This is a genomic window from Foetidibacter luteolus (assembly GCF_009650435.1).
Taxonomy (GTDB): domain Bacteria; phylum Bacteroidota; class Bacteroidia; order Chitinophagales; family Chitinophagaceae; genus Foetidibacter; species Foetidibacter luteolus.
This window is the reverse complement of the sequence record NZ_VVIP01000040.1, coordinates 78,817-96,344: the sequence shown is the minus strand read 5'-3', so window position 1 is coordinate 96,344 and position 17,528 is coordinate 78,817. Positions and strand designations below refer to the sequence as shown.

General features: G+C 46.6%; 12 protein-coding genes. 10 read left to right on the top strand and 2 right to left on the bottom strand.

Going from position 1 to position 17,528, the window contains the following annotated elements; translation table 11 throughout:
• Positions 1-122 precede the first annotated feature (122 nt).
• Positions 123-380 carry a hypothetical protein gene (locus tag F0364_RS12390; protein WP_207632646.1) on the bottom strand — a complete coding sequence of 86 codons (258 nt, stop codon included), beginning with the start codon at positions 378-380 and terminating at the stop codon, positions 123-125.
• 585 nt (positions 381-965) lie between these two features.
• Between F0364_RS12390 and F0364_RS12385 the strand changes: the two genes are divergently transcribed.
• The 4 genes from F0364_RS12385 to F0364_RS12370 all read left to right on the top strand — a co-directional run bounded on the left by F0364_RS12385 (position 966) and on the right by F0364_RS12370 (position 7,858).
• Positions 966-2,075: a bZIP transcription factor gene (locus F0364_RS12385; RefSeq protein WP_153798104.1), complete on the top strand. Its 1,110-nt coding sequence runs from the start codon at positions 966-968 to the stop codon at positions 2,073-2,075.
• A 24-nt stretch (positions 2,076-2,099) separates the two neighbouring features.
• A complete protein-coding gene (locus F0364_RS12380; protein ID WP_153798103.1) occupies positions 2,100-4,367 on the top strand; it encodes a M4 family metallopeptidase in 2,268 nt (755 codons plus the stop codon).
• Positions 4,368-5,044: 677 nt separating this feature from the next.
• Positions 5,045-6,910: a M1 family metallopeptidase gene (locus tag F0364_RS12375; protein ID WP_153798102.1), complete on the top strand. Its 1,866-nt coding sequence runs from the start codon at positions 5,045-5,047 to the stop codon at positions 6,908-6,910.
• Positions 6,911-7,315: 405 nt separating this feature from the next.
• Positions 7,316-7,858, top strand: a complete 543-nt coding sequence (locus tag F0364_RS12370) for a transposase (RefSeq protein WP_207632644.1) — start codon at positions 7,316-7,318, stop codon at positions 7,856-7,858.
• 497 nt (positions 7,859-8,355) lie between these two features.
• Here the strand turns inward: F0364_RS12370 and F0364_RS12365 are convergent, their stop codons facing one another.
• The gene (locus F0364_RS12365; RefSeq protein ID WP_153798101.1) at positions 8,356-8,913 is read right to left on the bottom strand and encodes a hypothetical protein; all 558 of its coding nucleotides are present in this window, start codon (positions 8,911-8,913) and stop codon (positions 8,356-8,358) included.
• Between the two features lie 56 nt (positions 8,914-8,969).
• Between F0364_RS12365 and F0364_RS12360 the strand changes: the two genes are divergently transcribed.
• From F0364_RS12360 to F0364_RS12335, 6 genes are all read left to right on the top strand, one after another.
• Complete coding sequence (locus F0364_RS12360; protein ID WP_153798100.1) at positions 8,970-9,266, top strand: hypothetical protein; 297 nt, start codon at positions 8,970-8,972, stop codon at positions 9,264-9,266.
• Positions 9,267-9,291: 25 nt separating this feature from the next.
• Positions 9,292-9,696, top strand: coding sequence for a hypothetical protein (locus F0364_RS12355; RefSeq protein WP_153798099.1), 405 nt, complete (start codon positions 9,292-9,294; stop codon positions 9,694-9,696).
• 152 nt (positions 9,697-9,848) lie between these two features.
• Positions 9,849-10,931 carry an efflux RND transporter periplasmic adaptor subunit gene (locus F0364_RS12350; protein WP_153798098.1) on the top strand — a complete coding sequence of 361 codons (1,083 nt, stop codon included), beginning with the start codon at positions 9,849-9,851 and terminating at the stop codon, positions 10,929-10,931.
• Between the two features lie 458 nt (positions 10,932-11,389).
• Positions 11,390-14,557, top strand: a complete 3,168-nt coding sequence (locus F0364_RS12345; protein ID WP_153798097.1) for an efflux RND transporter permease subunit — start codon at positions 11,390-11,392, stop codon at positions 14,555-14,557.
• The gene (locus F0364_RS12340) at positions 14,550-15,983 is read left to right on the top strand and encodes a TolC family protein (RefSeq protein ID WP_153798096.1); all 1,434 of its coding nucleotides are present in this window, start codon (positions 14,550-14,552) and stop codon (positions 15,981-15,983) included. The genes F0364_RS12345 and F0364_RS12340 overlap by 8 nt, the downstream gene beginning before the upstream one ends.
• Positions 15,984-16,591: 608 nt before the next feature.
• Complete coding sequence (locus tag F0364_RS12335) at positions 16,592-17,395, top strand: FkbM family methyltransferase (RefSeq protein ID WP_153798095.1); 804 nt, start codon at positions 16,592-16,594, stop codon at positions 17,393-17,395.
• Positions 17,396-17,528 lie beyond the last annotated feature (133 nt).

Below are 17,528 nucleotides of genomic sequence, written 5' to 3'. Positions count from 1 at the left end.
ATAGCGAATCTCAAAGTACAAAGCCTCGTGTATGAAAAACGGTACTGTAAAAGGAAAATTATACCCGGCATGCAGACGTAGTTTTGCTCTCCAGCACTTGCCCAATAAAAGGTTGACAAGTATTAATCAATAGTTGCGGCATCTATAGCAAACACCTTGCTTTCAAGGGCAACTTCCAGATCGCTGTAGCTTATATACAACTCTTTAGCCTGCGTAATAAGCAGCCTGGCCACATCACAGCAAACAAGGTAAAAACGACTTTCATTAGCAACAGAAAGTGTACTTTTTACCGCCACATTACCTAAGGCAGGATGACACATTTTATTTGCATTTGCTTTTAAGCAAAACGCTGATACTCCTGCATGAATAGTAATTGACATGCTTCGATAAAAAAAGTAAGAAGTTGTAAAGGCATTTGTGATTTTAAGCGGTCAATTGGAAAGGCATTCAACATTTACGGGCAGGTTAGTTTATCAATAAAAATCTTCTTTGTACCCCGCGAAATATTCTTATAAAATTTCCCTGGAGCCATGATTACCGCGGCCACACAACAAACAGCCATAAAAAATCAACATTTGCCGTTACAGCATTGATTATTTTAAAAATAATTTTGCAGAAGTACTTGCATCTTTATTTTACTAAGTATAATTTTATGGCATCCGCGAGATAAAAAAGTCCTCTCCTATTAATTAATTAATCTTTTACCAGATTAAAATGTAACTCTTTTATTTATTACCAAAAGCAACTGTTAGTACAATTAGCATATATGTAACCTGGCTATACAGCCGTGGAAACAGATAGGGCCTGTAGAGGCTTTTGCCCGTTGTACTAATGTACCTTCTTACCTGGACTTGGTATAGTGCAAGTATCTGCACAGATTGTTGCCGCCTGTAAAATAAAGGAAAGTGTGAGCCTCAACCCCTTAATGGAGTAAACACAAATCTTAATGCACAAAAAATTTACACATGAAAAAGAAATCTGCAATAGCAATAGCTACGCTTATGCTATGCATTACGCAAAACATTAACGCTCAGTCATGGGTTATAGGTGGTAACAGTACTACCAAAGACACTACGTTTGGAACAAAAACCAATTTTGGTATCAGGTTTATTGTAAACAATACGGAAAGAATGCGCCTTACCAATGCCGGCTATTTAAGCCTGGGTACATCTGCGGTAAAGGCAAAACTTACTGTTAATGGCGGCCTTAGCAATACATCTGCCATTATGGGCAGCAACAACCGTGGTATTGCCTTTACTTATGATGATCCTGCAGTTGGCTTCAACGTTTACCGCAGCTCTGGCTGGAAAGCTTTGGCAGACGGATACGGTGGTTACATCACTTTAGAGAATACTTCAGGCAGAATGCAATTCGCCACTTCTCCGAGTGCCTTAAAAGATGCCGCCGCCGCCGCTGTGGTGCGCATGAGCATTACCCAGGACGGCAATGTGGGCATTGGTACAACAGTGCCTAATGCCAGGCTGCATGTAAACGGCAGTCAGACACTTAACGGCAACCTTTCCTTCACACTTGGCTCACAATCCATACAGTTTGCCAACCCGGGCGCTTCACCCGCACCCATGATGTACATGTTTGCTTCCGGAACAACCAACCCTGCCAGGATGGTTATTGCCCACTCTCCGGCGTTTCCAAGCTGGGGATTGCAATATTCCGATCCCGCCGACCAGTTTGACTTCCTGGGCGCAGGCATCAGCAGGATGCACATTAACCTCGGCAGCGGCAACATAGGCATTGGCACTACAACACCCGCTTACAGGCTGGATGTGTGCGGTACCATAAGGGCCCGTGAAGTACGTGTAGAAACCGGCTGGTGCGACTATGTATTTGAAAAAAATTATAAGCTGAGATCTATTGATGACCTGGAACAATACATCAACGACAACAAACACCTGCCGGGTATTGCCCCCGCCAGCGAAGTTGAAAAAGAAGGGCTTAAAGTGGCTGAAATGAACAAAGCCATGATGGAAAAGATTGAAGAACTTACTTTATATGTTATTCAGTTAAGCAAAGAGAACAAGAAACTGCAGCAGCAAATTGATGCATTGAAAAAATAAGTATGACAATCAAAAAAAACTATCATGAAAAGCTTTATAAAATACATCACTGAAAACATACGGCCGCCGCTTCTACTGCTGCTTATTTTGTTTATTTCCGGCCAGCTTGTAGCGCAGCAGGGAACGCCGCTCAGTGACAGGTTAAAAAAAATGGCCAAAGCCGGCAGTACACGGGAATGGATAGACTTCTTTGAAGACTCTACCATAAAAGCAACATCTATTTTTAAAGATTACAAAGCCGCTTTCGACCTGGCGAACGACGATGAAATGGTGGTAAAAAAGGTCAAGAAAGACAGGCTTAATTTTTCTCACTACCGTTATCAGCAGTATTACAAAAACATCCCGGTGTTATATGGAGAATATATTATTCACCAGGAACCGGAGAGGATTGTGAAATCCGGTAATGGCAGGCTTATTACCGGCTTAAACCTGGGCAATACAGCACGTGTTTCAGAGCAGCAGGCGCTGGATGCGGCTATTGCTTTTATGGGTGCAGGCAAATACCTGTGGCAAAACCCGGAAATGGAAAAAGAGCTGAAACGCCAGCAAAAAGATCCTTCAGCCACTTATTATCCTAAAGGGTCATTGGTATATGCTCCTTCCAGCAACGATAGTAAGTTTAAACCTACTGACTACAGGCTGGCATGGTTCTTTAAAATATACCCTGACCAATCCCAGGTAATGGCAAAGAATGTGTATGTAGATGCCCTTACCGGCAAAGTAATACACAACGTAAATATATCTATGGCTTGCTCTGCAGGAAGTGGCACTTCAGCTTTTAACGGAACGGTAAACATCAGTACCGAATTTACGGGAACCGTTTACCGCTCTCACAACAACTGCCAGGCTACAGACCTGTATGTGTACAATTGTGGCGGCGGTGGAGCATCCAATACATATTATACAGACCTGGATAATGTTTGGGGCGCTACTGAGCTAACACGCTCTGCCACACAGGCCATGTGGGGTACAGAAATGACTTATAATTATTTCAATGGCCAACATGGCAGGCAAAGCTGGAATGGATCTGCCGGCGACATGATCTCCTATAACAATGCCAATGCAGGCTCTAACAACGCCTGTTGGGGCTGTACCGGTAACTCCGCCATCTTTTATGCAGGAAACACCAACTCATCCACCGATGACTGGAACACCAACGATATAGTGGGCCACGAGTTTGCACATGGCGTAACACAGGATGAAGCCGGTTTAATTTACAGCTACGAATCAGGCGCCCTGAACGAATCATTCAGCGATATTTTTGGCGAAATGATTGAAAGCTGGTCTGAGGGTATTAACGACTATCTTGTTGGTGCAGACAGGGGCGCTATCCGCAGCTTATCCAACCCAAATGCTTATGGCGACCCGGATACTTACCTTGGCACTAACTGGTACATTGGCAGCGGCGATAACGGCGGCGTGCACATCAACAGCGGCGTACAAAATCACTGGTTCTACCTGTTGTCAGAAGGTGGCAGCGGTACGAACGACCTTGGCCAGGCATACAATGTAACAGCCATTACACGGTTTAAAGCCAGGCTTATAGCTTACCGTGCATTAACCGAGTACCTTACTTCCACATCGCAATACATAGATGCAAGAAGGGCTACACTACAGGCTGCGTGGGATCTATACGGCCAATGCTCACAGGAAATAATTTCCGTAGGCGATGCATGGCATGCCGTAGGTGTTGAAGCGCAATCACCTGCATACACACAAAACGCATGCGGCAATTATCCGGCTAACGGCACATGGGTACAGGCCATTTCAACCACTTATGGTGGCAATGGCTGCGCTACTACCATTACCCCAAGCGCATCGGTTGTATATTTTACAGCCCGTGACCGCGTAAGGCTGTTGCCAGGCTTTACTGCCCAAAGCGGCTCTAACTTCATCGCTTACCTGGAGCCATGTTCATCCACAAGATGGCGCACTACAGGCGAACAGGTAATCATGAGCGATCCTGAAAAGGGCATCAAGCCTCCTGTAGCGGTTAATGTTGACAATTCCGGCGAACTGGAAAGGCTGGCGCAGGAACCAGGTGTTGAAGTATCGCCCAATCCTTTTGCGCAATCTTTCATATTAACCATCAATGCAAAGAAGGAAGGAAAAGCGCAAATAGTGCTGTATAATTCCTATGGCGCAAGGGTACAACGGCAGGCTGGTGTTAACCTTATCAAAGGTGTTAACAGGGTAACAGTAGATGGCTCCGCACTTGCTTCAGGCATGTACATGGTTGAGGTAAATATGGGTGATTCTAAACTGGTAAAAAAGGTTATCAAGAGCAGGTAGAATTCGTCAACAAACAATAGCCGGCACTTAAATGGCTATAAAACCTGTTGAAATTTTAATAAAAAAGGGCGTCTTCAGGCGCCCTTTTTTATTTCTCTTCTTTTGCTGTGTTACTGCGTAATAATTGTTGTGGGGGTGCCCCCAAGCTGCGCAAGGGGTCGGGCTTTCCGCTCATACTCCGGCACAAGCCCCTGCTGCTATGGCCTCACCGGGGTATCCGCTTCAATCCCTCACCCAATGGTGAAGCCTGTTGCCTCTTTGCAGGCAGGTTGTGTAGCTGATTTTATAGTACATACGGAAATTATGCAATAGCCTAAGGCTAATGGGTACTGCATCAGGAATTAATGTAAGCCAAAAGCCGGGTAGCGGACTAATGGTTACTGGCTGGCAGACAATATTATTAAGTAAGCTTCAAGAAAATATGCCAGCCAGAAAAAATTTTCTATAAAGCCTGAAAGGCTTTACTAAGAATAGCCCCGGTTGCAAACCGGGGTTACCGAACCGGGACAGCCCAACCCTGCAGGGTTGAACTCTTTCACGGTATCCCATGTATAAAGTATTACGATGAGCCACAACTGTAACATTGTCACCAGCTACTATAATATTGCATAACCCTCTCCTCCATTTTGTAAACGCAAAGTTTTAAGTACATTAGCTGCTACCACAAGCTAATGCTCATGAAATTGATTACCGCCATTTTTATACTGCTTACATTACATGTATCCGCACAGGTAACACTTCCTGTTGCAAGAAATATACAGGCCGCATTTAACAGAGATACACGCAGCAATACAGGGCAACCCGGCAGCAGGTACTGGCAGAACAGGGCAGCATACAAAATCAGCATCAACTTTAACCCTGCTACCAGGCTTATCAGCGGAACAGTTGATATAAATTATTATAATCAAAGCCCTGATACATTAAAAGAAATTGTATTCAAATTATACCCCAACCTGTATAAGGCTGGCGCCATGCGGGTTTACCCGGTAGAAGAGCAGGATGTAAGCAAAGGCATGGCCATAGAAAAACTGTCTGTCAATAACCAGCCGCAGGATGCCGGCGAGGCTATTATCCAGGGCACTAACATGACGGTGCCGGTACCTCCGCTATTCCCCAGCCAACAAATACATTTTACGATAGAATATTCTTACACATTAAACAAAACATCGCATATAAGAACTGGTGAAATAGAAGAAGGCGCTTATTTTATTGCTTACAGTTTTCCACGCATTACCGTGTACGACGATGTAGATGGCTGGAATAGGAACGAGTACCTGGGCACTTATGAGTTTTACCATGACTTCTGCGATTTCAACGTTGATATATCCGTTCCCACCGGTTATGCCGTATGGGCCACGGGCGATTTAAAAAACTGCAGCGAGGTATATACACCTGCCATTTGCAGCCGCATTACAACTGCAGAAACAAAGGATGATATTGTTACCATTATTGATAGCCAAAACCTGCAACAAAAAGATTTCACCGTTGCCAAACCCATCAATACTTTTCGTTTTGAAGCGAAACAGGTTACTGATTTCGCTTTTGCTATCAGCAACCATTATACCTGGCAATCCACAAGCCTTGTGGTAGATTCTGCCACGGGCAGGCGCACCAGGGTTGATGCTGTTTACAATCCCATGCACACAGACTATACCGATGTAATAGCCGAAGCCCGGAAAACGGTAGAGCTGATGAGTTTCCAATTTCCCAAATGGCCCTACCCTTACAGCCACGAAACTGTATTTGACGGGCTGGACAAAATGGAATACCCCATGATGGTAAATGACGTACCGCAGCATGGGGCGCTGGCCAGCTTTTCGTTAACCTCTCATGAAATATTTCACACCATGTTTCCTTTTTACATGGGTATTAACGAAACCAAATATGGCTGGATGGATGAGGGCTGGGCAACAATTGGAGAGTGGTTGCTCACGCCCATATACCTGCCGGGCATTATTGACAGTTTTGCCATGGCCGGATATGAATCTGCCGCCGGCAAAGAAATTGACCTGCCCATCATGACGCCCACCACACAACTGCAGGGCATTTATTATGAAGAAGAAACAGCATTTTCTATTAATTCTTATCCCAAACCCGCCCTGGGTTACCTGTATGTAAAAGATATGCTGGGCGATGAACTGTTCATTAAGGCCCTGCATCATTATATCAAAACCTGGAACGGTAAACATCCCCTGCCCTACGACTTTTTCAACTGCATCAACCAGGCCGCCGGTGTCAATCTCAACTGGTTCTGGAAACGCTGGTTCTTCGATGCCGGTTATCCAGACCTGGGTATCACCAATGTAACAGCCAAACAGGTAACCATCGCATCCAAAGGCAGCAAGCCCGTGCCCATAGACCTCACCCTACACTTTACGGATAACACAACACAATCAATACACCGAACCATTGCCGTTTGGCAGCAAGGCAACACAACGGTTACACTGCCATTACCGGCAGCTAAGAAAATAACCAAGATAGAACTGGGAAGCTTTTACAACGCGGATGTTGATAAGAGTGATAACTTTTGGGTTGGGAAGTAATGCCTTTTGGCGCACATCGTTCTTTTGCTCCCGGTGCGTGGGTACAGGCACCAATGGACTCCCCCGGTGCGTGTCTTCACGCACCGGCATCCTGAACATAAAAAGGCACATTTGATTTCAGCCTGCTGATGCTTGGAGACACACTACGGCTATTACGTGTTGCCAGAATACACGCACCACGGATTTTTGATTGCGTGGGGGAGCACACCATGGATTTGAAACTGGTGCGTGGAGACACGCACCAGGGGTTTTCCTATGTATGCTTCATTTTCCTTCGGTCATTGCATGTCAATTCCCCCCTCGGTGCGTGTCTCCACGCACCGGTATTTAGCAAACAAAAGGCAGATACATTTTAAGCTTTCTTCCGATAATCCCTATATTTATTCCGTACCAATACCCTATGCTTTGTACCAGAGAAAATCGAATGTCAATCCTGGAGAAATATATTTTTGGACGGCGACTATTAACAAATGGCAACAGCTTCTGATCAGCGATGTATATAAAAATGTGATCATCCAGTCGCTTCAGTTTCTTTCCGACAAACAAAAAGTAGATGTGTTTGCCTTTGTCATTATGCCCAACCACCTACACTTTATCTGGCGGGTTAATGAGTTAAACGGCAAAGAATCTCCCCATGCGTCTCTGCTTAAATTCACAGCACATACCTATAAAAAGATGCTGCTGCAACATAACCCAACCGGATTGTCTTCCTATGCTATCAATGCACCTAATAAGCAATATGAGTTTTGGCAACGCGATTCACTGGCAATCTCCTTATTCAATAAAGAAATAGCCGTACAAAAGTTGAATTACCTCCACAACAACCCTGTTTCCGGAAAATGGCGGCTTGCCAAATATCCATACGAGTACCAGTATTCGTCCGCCCGTTACTACGAAACCGGTGAAAAAACTTTTCCATTCTTGAAAAATTTATGGGATGAATTTTAATGTTTACAAGAGGGTGGTGCGTGTCTTCACGCACCACGGGTATTCCTGTGTATGCTTCACTTTCCTTCAGTCATCGCATGTCAATCCCCCTCGCTGCGTGTCTTCACGCACAGGCATCCTGAACATGAAAAGGCACATTTGATGTCAGCCTGCTGATGCATGAGACAAACTACGGCTATTGGGTGGTGCGTGAAGACACGCACCATGGGTTTTCCTGTGTATGCTTCACTTTCCTTCAGTCATCGCATGTCAATCCCCCTCGGTGCGTGTCTTCACGCACCGGCACCCTGAACATGAAAAGGTACATTTGATGTCAGCCTGCTGATGCGTAGAGACACGCACCACGTAGAGCATTTTATTTCCCCCGGTGCGTGTCTCCACGCACCGGTATCCCGAACCTGAAAAGGCACTATTTGCTTTCAGCCTGGTGGTGCGTGGAGACACGCACCACGGATGGAGACTTACCAGTAACAGCATCTTACCTGTTTTTCAAGAAATTATTGCACCCTGTCCACCACACGGGTATAGTAAACTCCACTCTGTATTACCCAGGTAACTTCATACCTGTTTTCGCCGCTGCCGTTGAGCATGTATATGTAGTATTGCCTGCTTTTCTTTGACCAAAACACTTTGCAGTCAGTCTTGTTCTTTTTTCCTCCAGGTGTACAAAAATTAGGGCTGTACAAATCCCTGAATGCAGATTCAGGTAACAGGTAAATGCGTTTGGTATCCCTAACAAATCTTATTTCACTTATTCTTTTATTAGCCTTAACGCCGGTAGATGCTATTATCACATAAATATCCGCGGAAAAGAACCCGTTGTCAAAAACCAACAGGCTGTCACCACATTTCACAAAACGCACTTTTTTAAGTCCTTGAGGCTTTGAACCGGAAGTACTCTGCCGGCCAGCTATAGCAAAAGAACTTATCTCTTTTTTTGTGACGCCATCTTTCAGATTGGCCAGTTTTTCTTCTTCGCGAAAAGTTGTTTGACCGAAAAGAGCCGCAGAAAAAGACAAGGCAAATAATAAAGCAAGCGCATGTTTTGGTTTCATTTAGAAGCGTTAAGTACCTGCTAAAATTCCATATTAATTCCGCCGAAAACAATGGGTTGATCGTTATTGTTTTCAAAAAAGAGTTCCCTCACTTGCACATCTCTACACCAGGGATAAAAAATTCTCAAACAACCGCCTTCGCCAAAAGTTTCTGGCGCCAAAAGGCGGCAGAAACAAAACACCACCCACCCCCCCCAAATGATAAAAACTTGCAAAAAATTAGTTTGCCGGTTGCTGCCTTACCTTTAATTTTACTAATCTTGCCAGCCTTACCGGGCCATCATTTGTATGACGCGGCTAATGCGGCAAGAAAAACACGATGGCTTTCCACACAGGAAAGCTTTGTTTTTTAGGTGGGTTCACCAATCATTTTGAGACATGCTAAAGCTGTTAACAAGGTTATTGCTGTTTTTGTCTTTCCTCCTGTTGGGCGGGCATACACATGCACACCACGACAGTGTTAACTGCTCTCACCGAAAAATTGTTGAAAGCCCCGCACAAGCCGGCCTCTCTTATTCAAACAACAGGGAACTCCTCAGCAAAGCCGGCGCCCCGGGTAAAAGACATGAGTACGATATCGTTAAAGCCGAAGAAATTGAAGATGACGACGACTCCGAATCCTACAGGAAATTCACAGAAACCGGCAAAAGCTACTTTCAATACTACTATGCACGCCCGCCGGGATGTACCGCGGACAGCTTCCATAACCCTTTACCTTCCCGTGAACACCTCTCTTACCTTTCGCCGGATAAATTCATCATCCACCGCTCCATAAGAATCTGATGCCATTGCAGGCGGCATCTACATGCCTGCCACACATACGCTCACTTTTATTGCTTTGCCTGCACTGCATCAAATATGCAGGTAATGGCTGTCATGTTCAGCCGCAAAAATTTCTCACGCAAAACTGAAATAAGAACTCACACTGTTATACCATGAACAGAATTTTCACGCTCATAGGCCTGTCTGCCCTGTTGTGCTACACCGGCTGCAAACCCAAAGAAGAAGAAAAAGAAGCCCCCACCAAGTACCTGGCCACCAGCCCGGTAAAGATGGATACATCGGTGGTGAAAGAATATGTGGCGCAGATAAGGTCTATACGCAACACAGAATTAAGGGCCCAGGAAAAGGGCTACCTGCAAAACATTTATGTGGATGAAGGCCAGTATGTTAAAGCAGGCCAACTGCTGTTTAAGATAATGCCCAAACTTTACGAGGCCGAATTAATGAAAGCAGAAGCCGAGGCCAAAGCTGCCGAGATTGAAGTACAAAATACCAAACCGCTGGCTGATAAAAACGTGGTTTCCAAAAACGAGCTGGCGCTGGCCAATGCCAAACTAGACAAAGCTAAAGCCGAACTGGAACTGGCCAAAGTACACCTAGCTTTTACCGAAATAAGGGCCCCGTTTGATGGCATTGTTGACCGCCTGCACTTAAAGCTGGGCAGCCTGGTGGATGAGGGCGAACTGCTCACCAGCCTTTCTGACAACAGCAAAATGTGGGTGTACTTCAACGTTTCGGAGCCGGAATATCTTACCTATAAAACCGATGCCTCTTCCAACGGTAAAAAGCAGGTAAACCTGCTGATGGCCAATAACCAGCAGTTTAAGTATCCCGGCCTGGTAGAAACCATTGAAGGCGAGTTTAACAACGAGACCGGCAACATTGCTTTCAGGGCCACTTTCCCCAACCCCGACAACCTGCTGCGCCACGGCGAAACCGGTAAAGTGCTGATGAAAGTAGCATTAAAAGACGCCGTGGTGATACCCCAAAAAGCCACGTATGAAATACAGGATAAACGCTATGTTTTTGTAGTGGGTAAAGACAATACGGTAAAGTCCAGGGAGATAACCGTGGCCGCCGAAATGCCCGACCTGTTTGTAATTGAAACCGGCCTTTCTGCCGACGAACGGATATTGCTGGAAGGCATTCAGAAAGTAAGGGACAACGATAAAGTTGCTTACGAATACGAAGAGCCTAAGTCAGTAATCGCCCACCTGCGGCTGAAAGCGGAGTAGTGCCAGATACCAGTTTCCGGTTACTGGTTACAGGTTGCTGGTTACTGGTTACAAGTTGCTGGTTACTGGTTGCAGGATACAAGAAAACTGTAAGCAATTTTTGTCCGGGCGACATTGCTGCTATCGTCGTCTGTTGCGCAATCTTGCGTGGCGAAGCAGCAAGATTGGAACACTTGGGGTGAGGCGTTTCGGGTGAGGGATTGAAGCGGATACCCCGGTGAAGCCCTGTGCAAAGGCTCTGTGCCGGAGTATGAGCGAAAAGCCCGACCCCTTGCGCAGCTTGGGGGCACCCCCAAAAAACCAGATACCGGTTGCCGGTTACAGGTTACAGGTTACCGGTAGCTCGTAACTCGCAACTCATAACTGGTAGCTGGCAACTGGCAACTCGTAGCTCGTAACTGGCAACTCGCAACCGGCAACCCTCTTATCGCATTTGATTCATTTCAAAAACATGATACATGTTTAGTAATCTCATTAAAAGGCCTGTCCTTTCCATTATCATATCCCTGCTGATTGTTTTTTTGGGGATACTGGGCATTATGCAGTTGCCCATTACGCAGTTTCCCGCTATTTCGCCACCCACGGTAAAAGTGGTGGCCGAATACCCGGGCGCCAATGGCGAACTGCTCGTTAAAACCGTTATCATACCGCTGGAACGTGCCATTAACGGCGTACCCGGTATGAAATACATGACCTCTGATGCCACCAACACCGGCGAGGCCAACATACAGATCATCTTCGACCTGGGCACCGACCCCAACCAGGCAGCACTGAATGTACAGAACCGTATATCATCGGTACTGAACAAACTGCCGCCACTGGTAATACGCGAAGGCCTGCTGACCAGCCTTGAACAGCCGGCGATGTTGATGTACGTAAACCTGTACAGTAAAGACAAGAATACGGATGAACGCTTCTTGTACAACTATGCAGACATTAACGTAATGCCCGAACTACGCCGTTTAAAAGGCGTGGGCAACGCCCGTATATTGGGTACCCGTGAATATTCCATGCGTATCTGGCTGAAGCCGGACCGCATGCTGGCTTATAAAATCTCCTCTGAAGAAGTGATGAAAGCCCTGGGCGAGCAAAGCCTGGAAGCCTCACCCGGTAAGACCGGTGAAAGCTCCGGTAAACGTTCGCAGGCTTTTGAGTACACGCTGAAGTATTCGGGCAGATTTAGCACAAAAGAAGAGTATGAAAACGTGATACTGCGCTCTAACCCGGATGGCGAAATACTGCGCCTGAAAGATGTGGCGGATATAGAGTTCGGCAGCTTGTTCTACGATATATATTCCAACCTTAACGGGCGTCCTTCTGCGGCCATAACGCTGAAGCAGCTGTACGGCAGCAATGCCAGCCAGGTAATTGAAGAAGTAAAAGCCAAGCTGGAAGAGATAAAGAAGACCTCCTTTCCTGCCGGTATGGACTACGAGATTAGCTATGACGTATCCAAGTTTTTGGATGCCTCCATTGAAAAAGTAATACATACGCTGGCTGAAGCTTTTATACTGGTGGGCATTGTGGTGTTCCTGTTTTTGGGCGATTGGCGCTCTACGCTGATACCTGCGCTGGCCGTACCTGTCTCGCTGATAGGTACTTTCCTCTTCATGCTCATCTTCGGGCTTACGCTCAACCTCATCACGTTGTTCGCGTTGGTGCTGGCTATCGGTATAGTGGTGGATAATGCCATTGTGGTAATAGAAGCCGTGCATGCCAAGATGGAGGAAGAACACCTCTCACCCTACCAGGCCACCAAGAAAGTGGTGCATGAAATAAGCGGTGCCGTGGTAGCCATCACCTTTGTAATGGCAGCGGTATTTATACCGGTGGCCTTTATGTCTGGCCCAGTGGGTATCTTTTACCGGCAGTTCTCCATTACCATGGTAACCGCCATCATCCTGTCCGGCGTGGTGGCTTTGTCTTTAACACCGGCGCTCTGCGGCATGCTGCTGAAGAATACACATGGCAAGCCCAAAAAGAAAACACCCATCAACCGCTTTCTCGACAGCTTTAACCGTGGCTTTGAAAAACTCACCGGCAGGTACACCAGCCTGTTGCGGTTAATAGTTAACCGGCGTGTGGTAACCTGGGGCCTGCTCCTCGCCTTTTGCGCAGGCACCTGGTATTTCAGCAGCACTACGCCAACGGGCTTTATACCCAATGAAGACCAGGGTATGATTTACGCCGTGGTGCAGGCGCCGCCCGGTTCCTCACTGGAAAGAACCAATGAAATATCCGAGCGCCTGCAAAAAATAGCCGAGAAGATTGACGGCATACAGTCTGTTTCCGCACTTGCCGGTTATGAAGTGTTGACGGAAGGCACCGGCTCCAACGCGGGTACCTGTTTGATCAACCTGAAAGACTGGACGCAGCGCAAACACTCCGCTGAAGAGATCATTCTGGAACTGGAAGAAAAAGCCAAAGACATACCCGGCGCTACCATCGAGTTCTTCGGTCCGCCCGCTGTACCCGGCTATGGCGCCGCCGGTGGTTTTGACCTGCGGCTGTTGGACAAGACCGGTAATGGCGATTACAAGAAGTTTGAAGCCGTGAACAAAGACTTTGTGGCCGCATTAGGCAAACGCAAAGAACTCACCGCCCTCTTCAGCTTTTACAGCGCCAGCTACCCGCAATACATGATAAAGATTGACAATGATATTGCCATGCAGAAAGGCGTAACCATCGCCAACGTGATGACCACCCTCTCTACCCTGCTGGGCAGTAACTACGAAACCAGCTTCATCCGTTACGGCCGTCTGTACAAGGTAATGGTGCAGGCCGCACCGCAATACCGTGCCGAGCCGGAAGATGTACTGAAACTCTATGTGAAGAACGACAAGGAAGAGATGGTACCTATCTCCGACTTTGTGAAGATGGAGAAGTTCTACGGCCTTAACGAGATCACCCGATACAACATGTTCACTTCCTCCGCCATTAAGGGTGCGCCTGCACCAGGTTACAGCTCCGGTGAAGCCATCGCCGCCATTAAAGAAGTGGCAGCCAAAACCCTGCCCCGCGGCTATGGCATTGACTGGGGCGGCATGAGTAAGGATGAAGAAGGCCGTGGCAATGAAGCCATATTCATCTTCATCGTCTGCCTGGCCTTTGTGTACATGATCCTCGCCGCGCAGTATGAAAGCTTTATGCTGCCATTAGCGGTAATACTCTCCCTGCCCGCCGGTATTTTCGGCGCCTTTCTGCTGCTGAAAATAATGGGGCTGGAAAACAACATTTACGCACAGGTGGGTATGGTAATGCTGATTGGTTTGCTGGGCAAGAATGCCGTGTTGATCGTGGAGTTTGCCGCACAGAAACACCGGGCAGGGTACAATGTACTCGAAGCCTCTATTGAAGGCGCTAAAACAAGGTTCCGCCCCATCCTCATGACCTCCTTTGCCTTCATCGCCGGTTTGATACCGCTGGTGTTTGCCAGTGGTCCCGGCGCTATTGGCAACCGCACCATCGGCTCCGCCTCCGCGGGTGGCATGCTGGTAGGTACCATCATGGGCGTTATCGCCATACCCGGTTTGTATTATGTATTCGGTAAAATAGCCGAGAAGAGAAAACTCCTGCAGGACGAAGTGGAGAATCCATTAAGCGAAGAAATTGATCACAATGATTAGAAAAACTGTTTACAAGTACATCAGCATCGGCGGCATTTGCCTGGGCTTTGCCGCCTGCTCCGTTCCGGCTGTGGTTAGCAAAACGGAAAACAGCAACACGCCTGCGGCTTACAACAGCCAGCAGGACAGTACCAACAGCGCACAGGTAAAATGGAAAGAATATTTTACTGACCCCTACCTGAACGCCCTGATAGATACCGCCCTGCAACACAACCAGGAACTCAACATTACCTGGCAGGAAATAGAAATAACCCGCAACGAAATACAGGCCCGCAAGGGGGAGTACCTGCCCTTCGTAGGCCTGCGTGCCGGCGCCGGTGTTGACAAAAAAGCCCGGTACACCAACCTGGGCGCACTGGAAAAGAACATAGAAATAGACAAAGACAAAGAAATGCCCGAGCCGCTGCCGGACTACCTGGTAAGCGCCTACGCCACCTGGGAGCTGGATATCTGGCACAAGCTGCGCAACGCCAAAAAGGCGGCCGTTACCCGCTACCTTTCCACCGTGGAAGGCAGGAACTTCATCGTTACCAACCTGGTGGCGGAGATTGCCAACTCCTACTACGAGTTGCTGGCGCTGGATAACCAGTTGGACATTGTTCAACAGAACATTGCCATACAGACCAATGCGCTGGAAATAGTGAAGCTGCAGAAAGAAGCCACCCGTGTTACAGAGCTGGCTGTACGCAGGTTTGAAGCCGAAGTAATGAAGACCAGCAGCATGCAGTACGATATACAGCAGCAGATAACCGAAACGGAGAACAGGATCAACTTTTTGCTGGGCCGCTTTCCGCAGCCAATAGCAAGAAGCAAGCAAGGGCTGGACAATGTGGCGCCCGCTGCCGTAAATGCTGGCCTTCCCTCCCAGCTATTGGCGAACCGGCCTGACGTTAAACAGGCCGAGCTTGACCTTGCCGCTGCCAGGCTGGATATTAAGGTAGCCAAGGCGCAGTTCTACCCCTCGCTGGGTATTTCCGCCAACTTTGGCTGGCAGGCTTTTAACCCCTCTTATTTGGTAAAAACGCCGGAGTCCATCCTCTACTCCCTCACGGGCGACCTGGTAGCCCCGCTGGTAAACCGCGCCGGCATAAAAGCCACTTATATTAATGCCAACGCCAAACAGGTGCAGGCCGCTTATAATTATGAACGCACCATCCTGAACGCTTATGTGGAAGTAGCCAACCAGTTAGCCAAAATAGGCAACCTGGAAAAAAGCTACAACCTCAAAAGCAAACAGGTGGCAGCGCTCACCGAATCCATCAACATCTCCAACGACCTGTTTAAATCTGCCCGCGCAGATTATATGGAAGTATTGCTCACCCAGCGGGACGCCCTGGAAAGCAAGTTTGAACTGGTGGAAACCAAGAAGCAGCAGATGAACGCGATGGTGAATATTTACCAGGCCCTGGGTGGTGGGTGGAAGTAGAACTTTTGTTTTGTCTCTATCTCTAACGGGATGCTCGTCCATGAATGTAGCCGGCGTAAGCCGGCTATGTTTTTTTGGGGACGGGCGGAAGTATTTCATGGCGACTTCGTTGTGTCACTCACTTGTACGGTTGGTTTTTTATGGCGGCTGTTAAGCGAAGGGATGAGGCTTTGGAATGGATATTTTTACATGGAGGTGACAACACCTGCATGGGTTGTATACTTAACACCAACTGCGGCCAAGCAGAAAATCTCCTCTACTACCCTACGGGCAAAGCCCAATAACGAATCCAAGCATACCCTGTTATGCTATGGGATGAAGCATTTATTGTTATATAAAACAGTAGAGCACATGTGAGCACACCCCCGAGTTCCAATTCGCTCGTTAGGGCAGGCAAATACCCACCTTAGCGGAGAGAAGTTACTGAAAAACCGTTAAAACACCTTTTGAGATTATGCGGCTAAAAATGTAATTTCAATGTTGACAATATCACATTTATTTTATCCCTGCATAGCTTAAGATTTTTTAGGTACGCTTCTCAAAAAGTAACTAAAAACTCAAACTTTTAATCTGACAACACTGTTCAACTTAGAAAGAATTTTAAGTAAATGAAAACTTTTATTAAAAACACTGTGATTTATCTATTTGGTCACGAAAATGCCAGGACCTTAAAAAAATTCTTTGCTTCTAAAGGTTTTTCCGAAGATGATCTCATACTGAAATATTTTGAAGCCAACCCAAGGAAGGGAATAATGTTTGACGTTGGTGTTCATTACGGACAAAGCTTTATTGAATATGCAAAAATGGGTTGGCAAATAATTGGCTTTGAACCCGACCCGATCAATAGAAAATATGTTCCCAAGGTGAAAAATCTGAAATTGTATGAAAATGCGGTTAGCGATCAAGATGGGCTTGAACTTTCCTTTTATCGTAGTCGTCAATCAACCGGCATATCTTCGTTAACACCTTTTGAAAAGCATCATAAACTAATAACTACTGTCAAAACTATCACCCTTTCTACTGTTATAGAAATTGAAAGAGTAGATACTATTGATTATTTGAAAATTGATATTGAGGGGCATGATTTTTTTGCACTCAAAGGTTTCCCATTTTCGAAATTACAGCCAGAAATAATCATGTGTGAATTTGAAGACTTTAAAACAATACCCTTGGGGTATACGTATAAAGACATGGCTAATCTCCTAGTATGTCAGGACTATGATGTATGGCTATCAGAATGGTATCCTCTTAGAAGATATGGGGCCGAGCGTATTTGGCGAGATATTCGAACTTATCCTACCCCACTGTTCGATGGGAACGCGAATGGTAATCTTGTAGCCATTAAAAAAAGAAACGGCAATAAATTTAAACTGTCAATGGAATCTTACTTGTCAACCATAAAGAATGCATAGCTATAAATATCTGATATTCACGCAAGCATAAAAATTTCCTCCTCCGCAAAGTGTCCGCCGAATTACTTCCCCGCAATAGTCTCCGGTACGGGACTTTGCGGCAGGGATGGTACTAATGCAAAAAGGATACGCA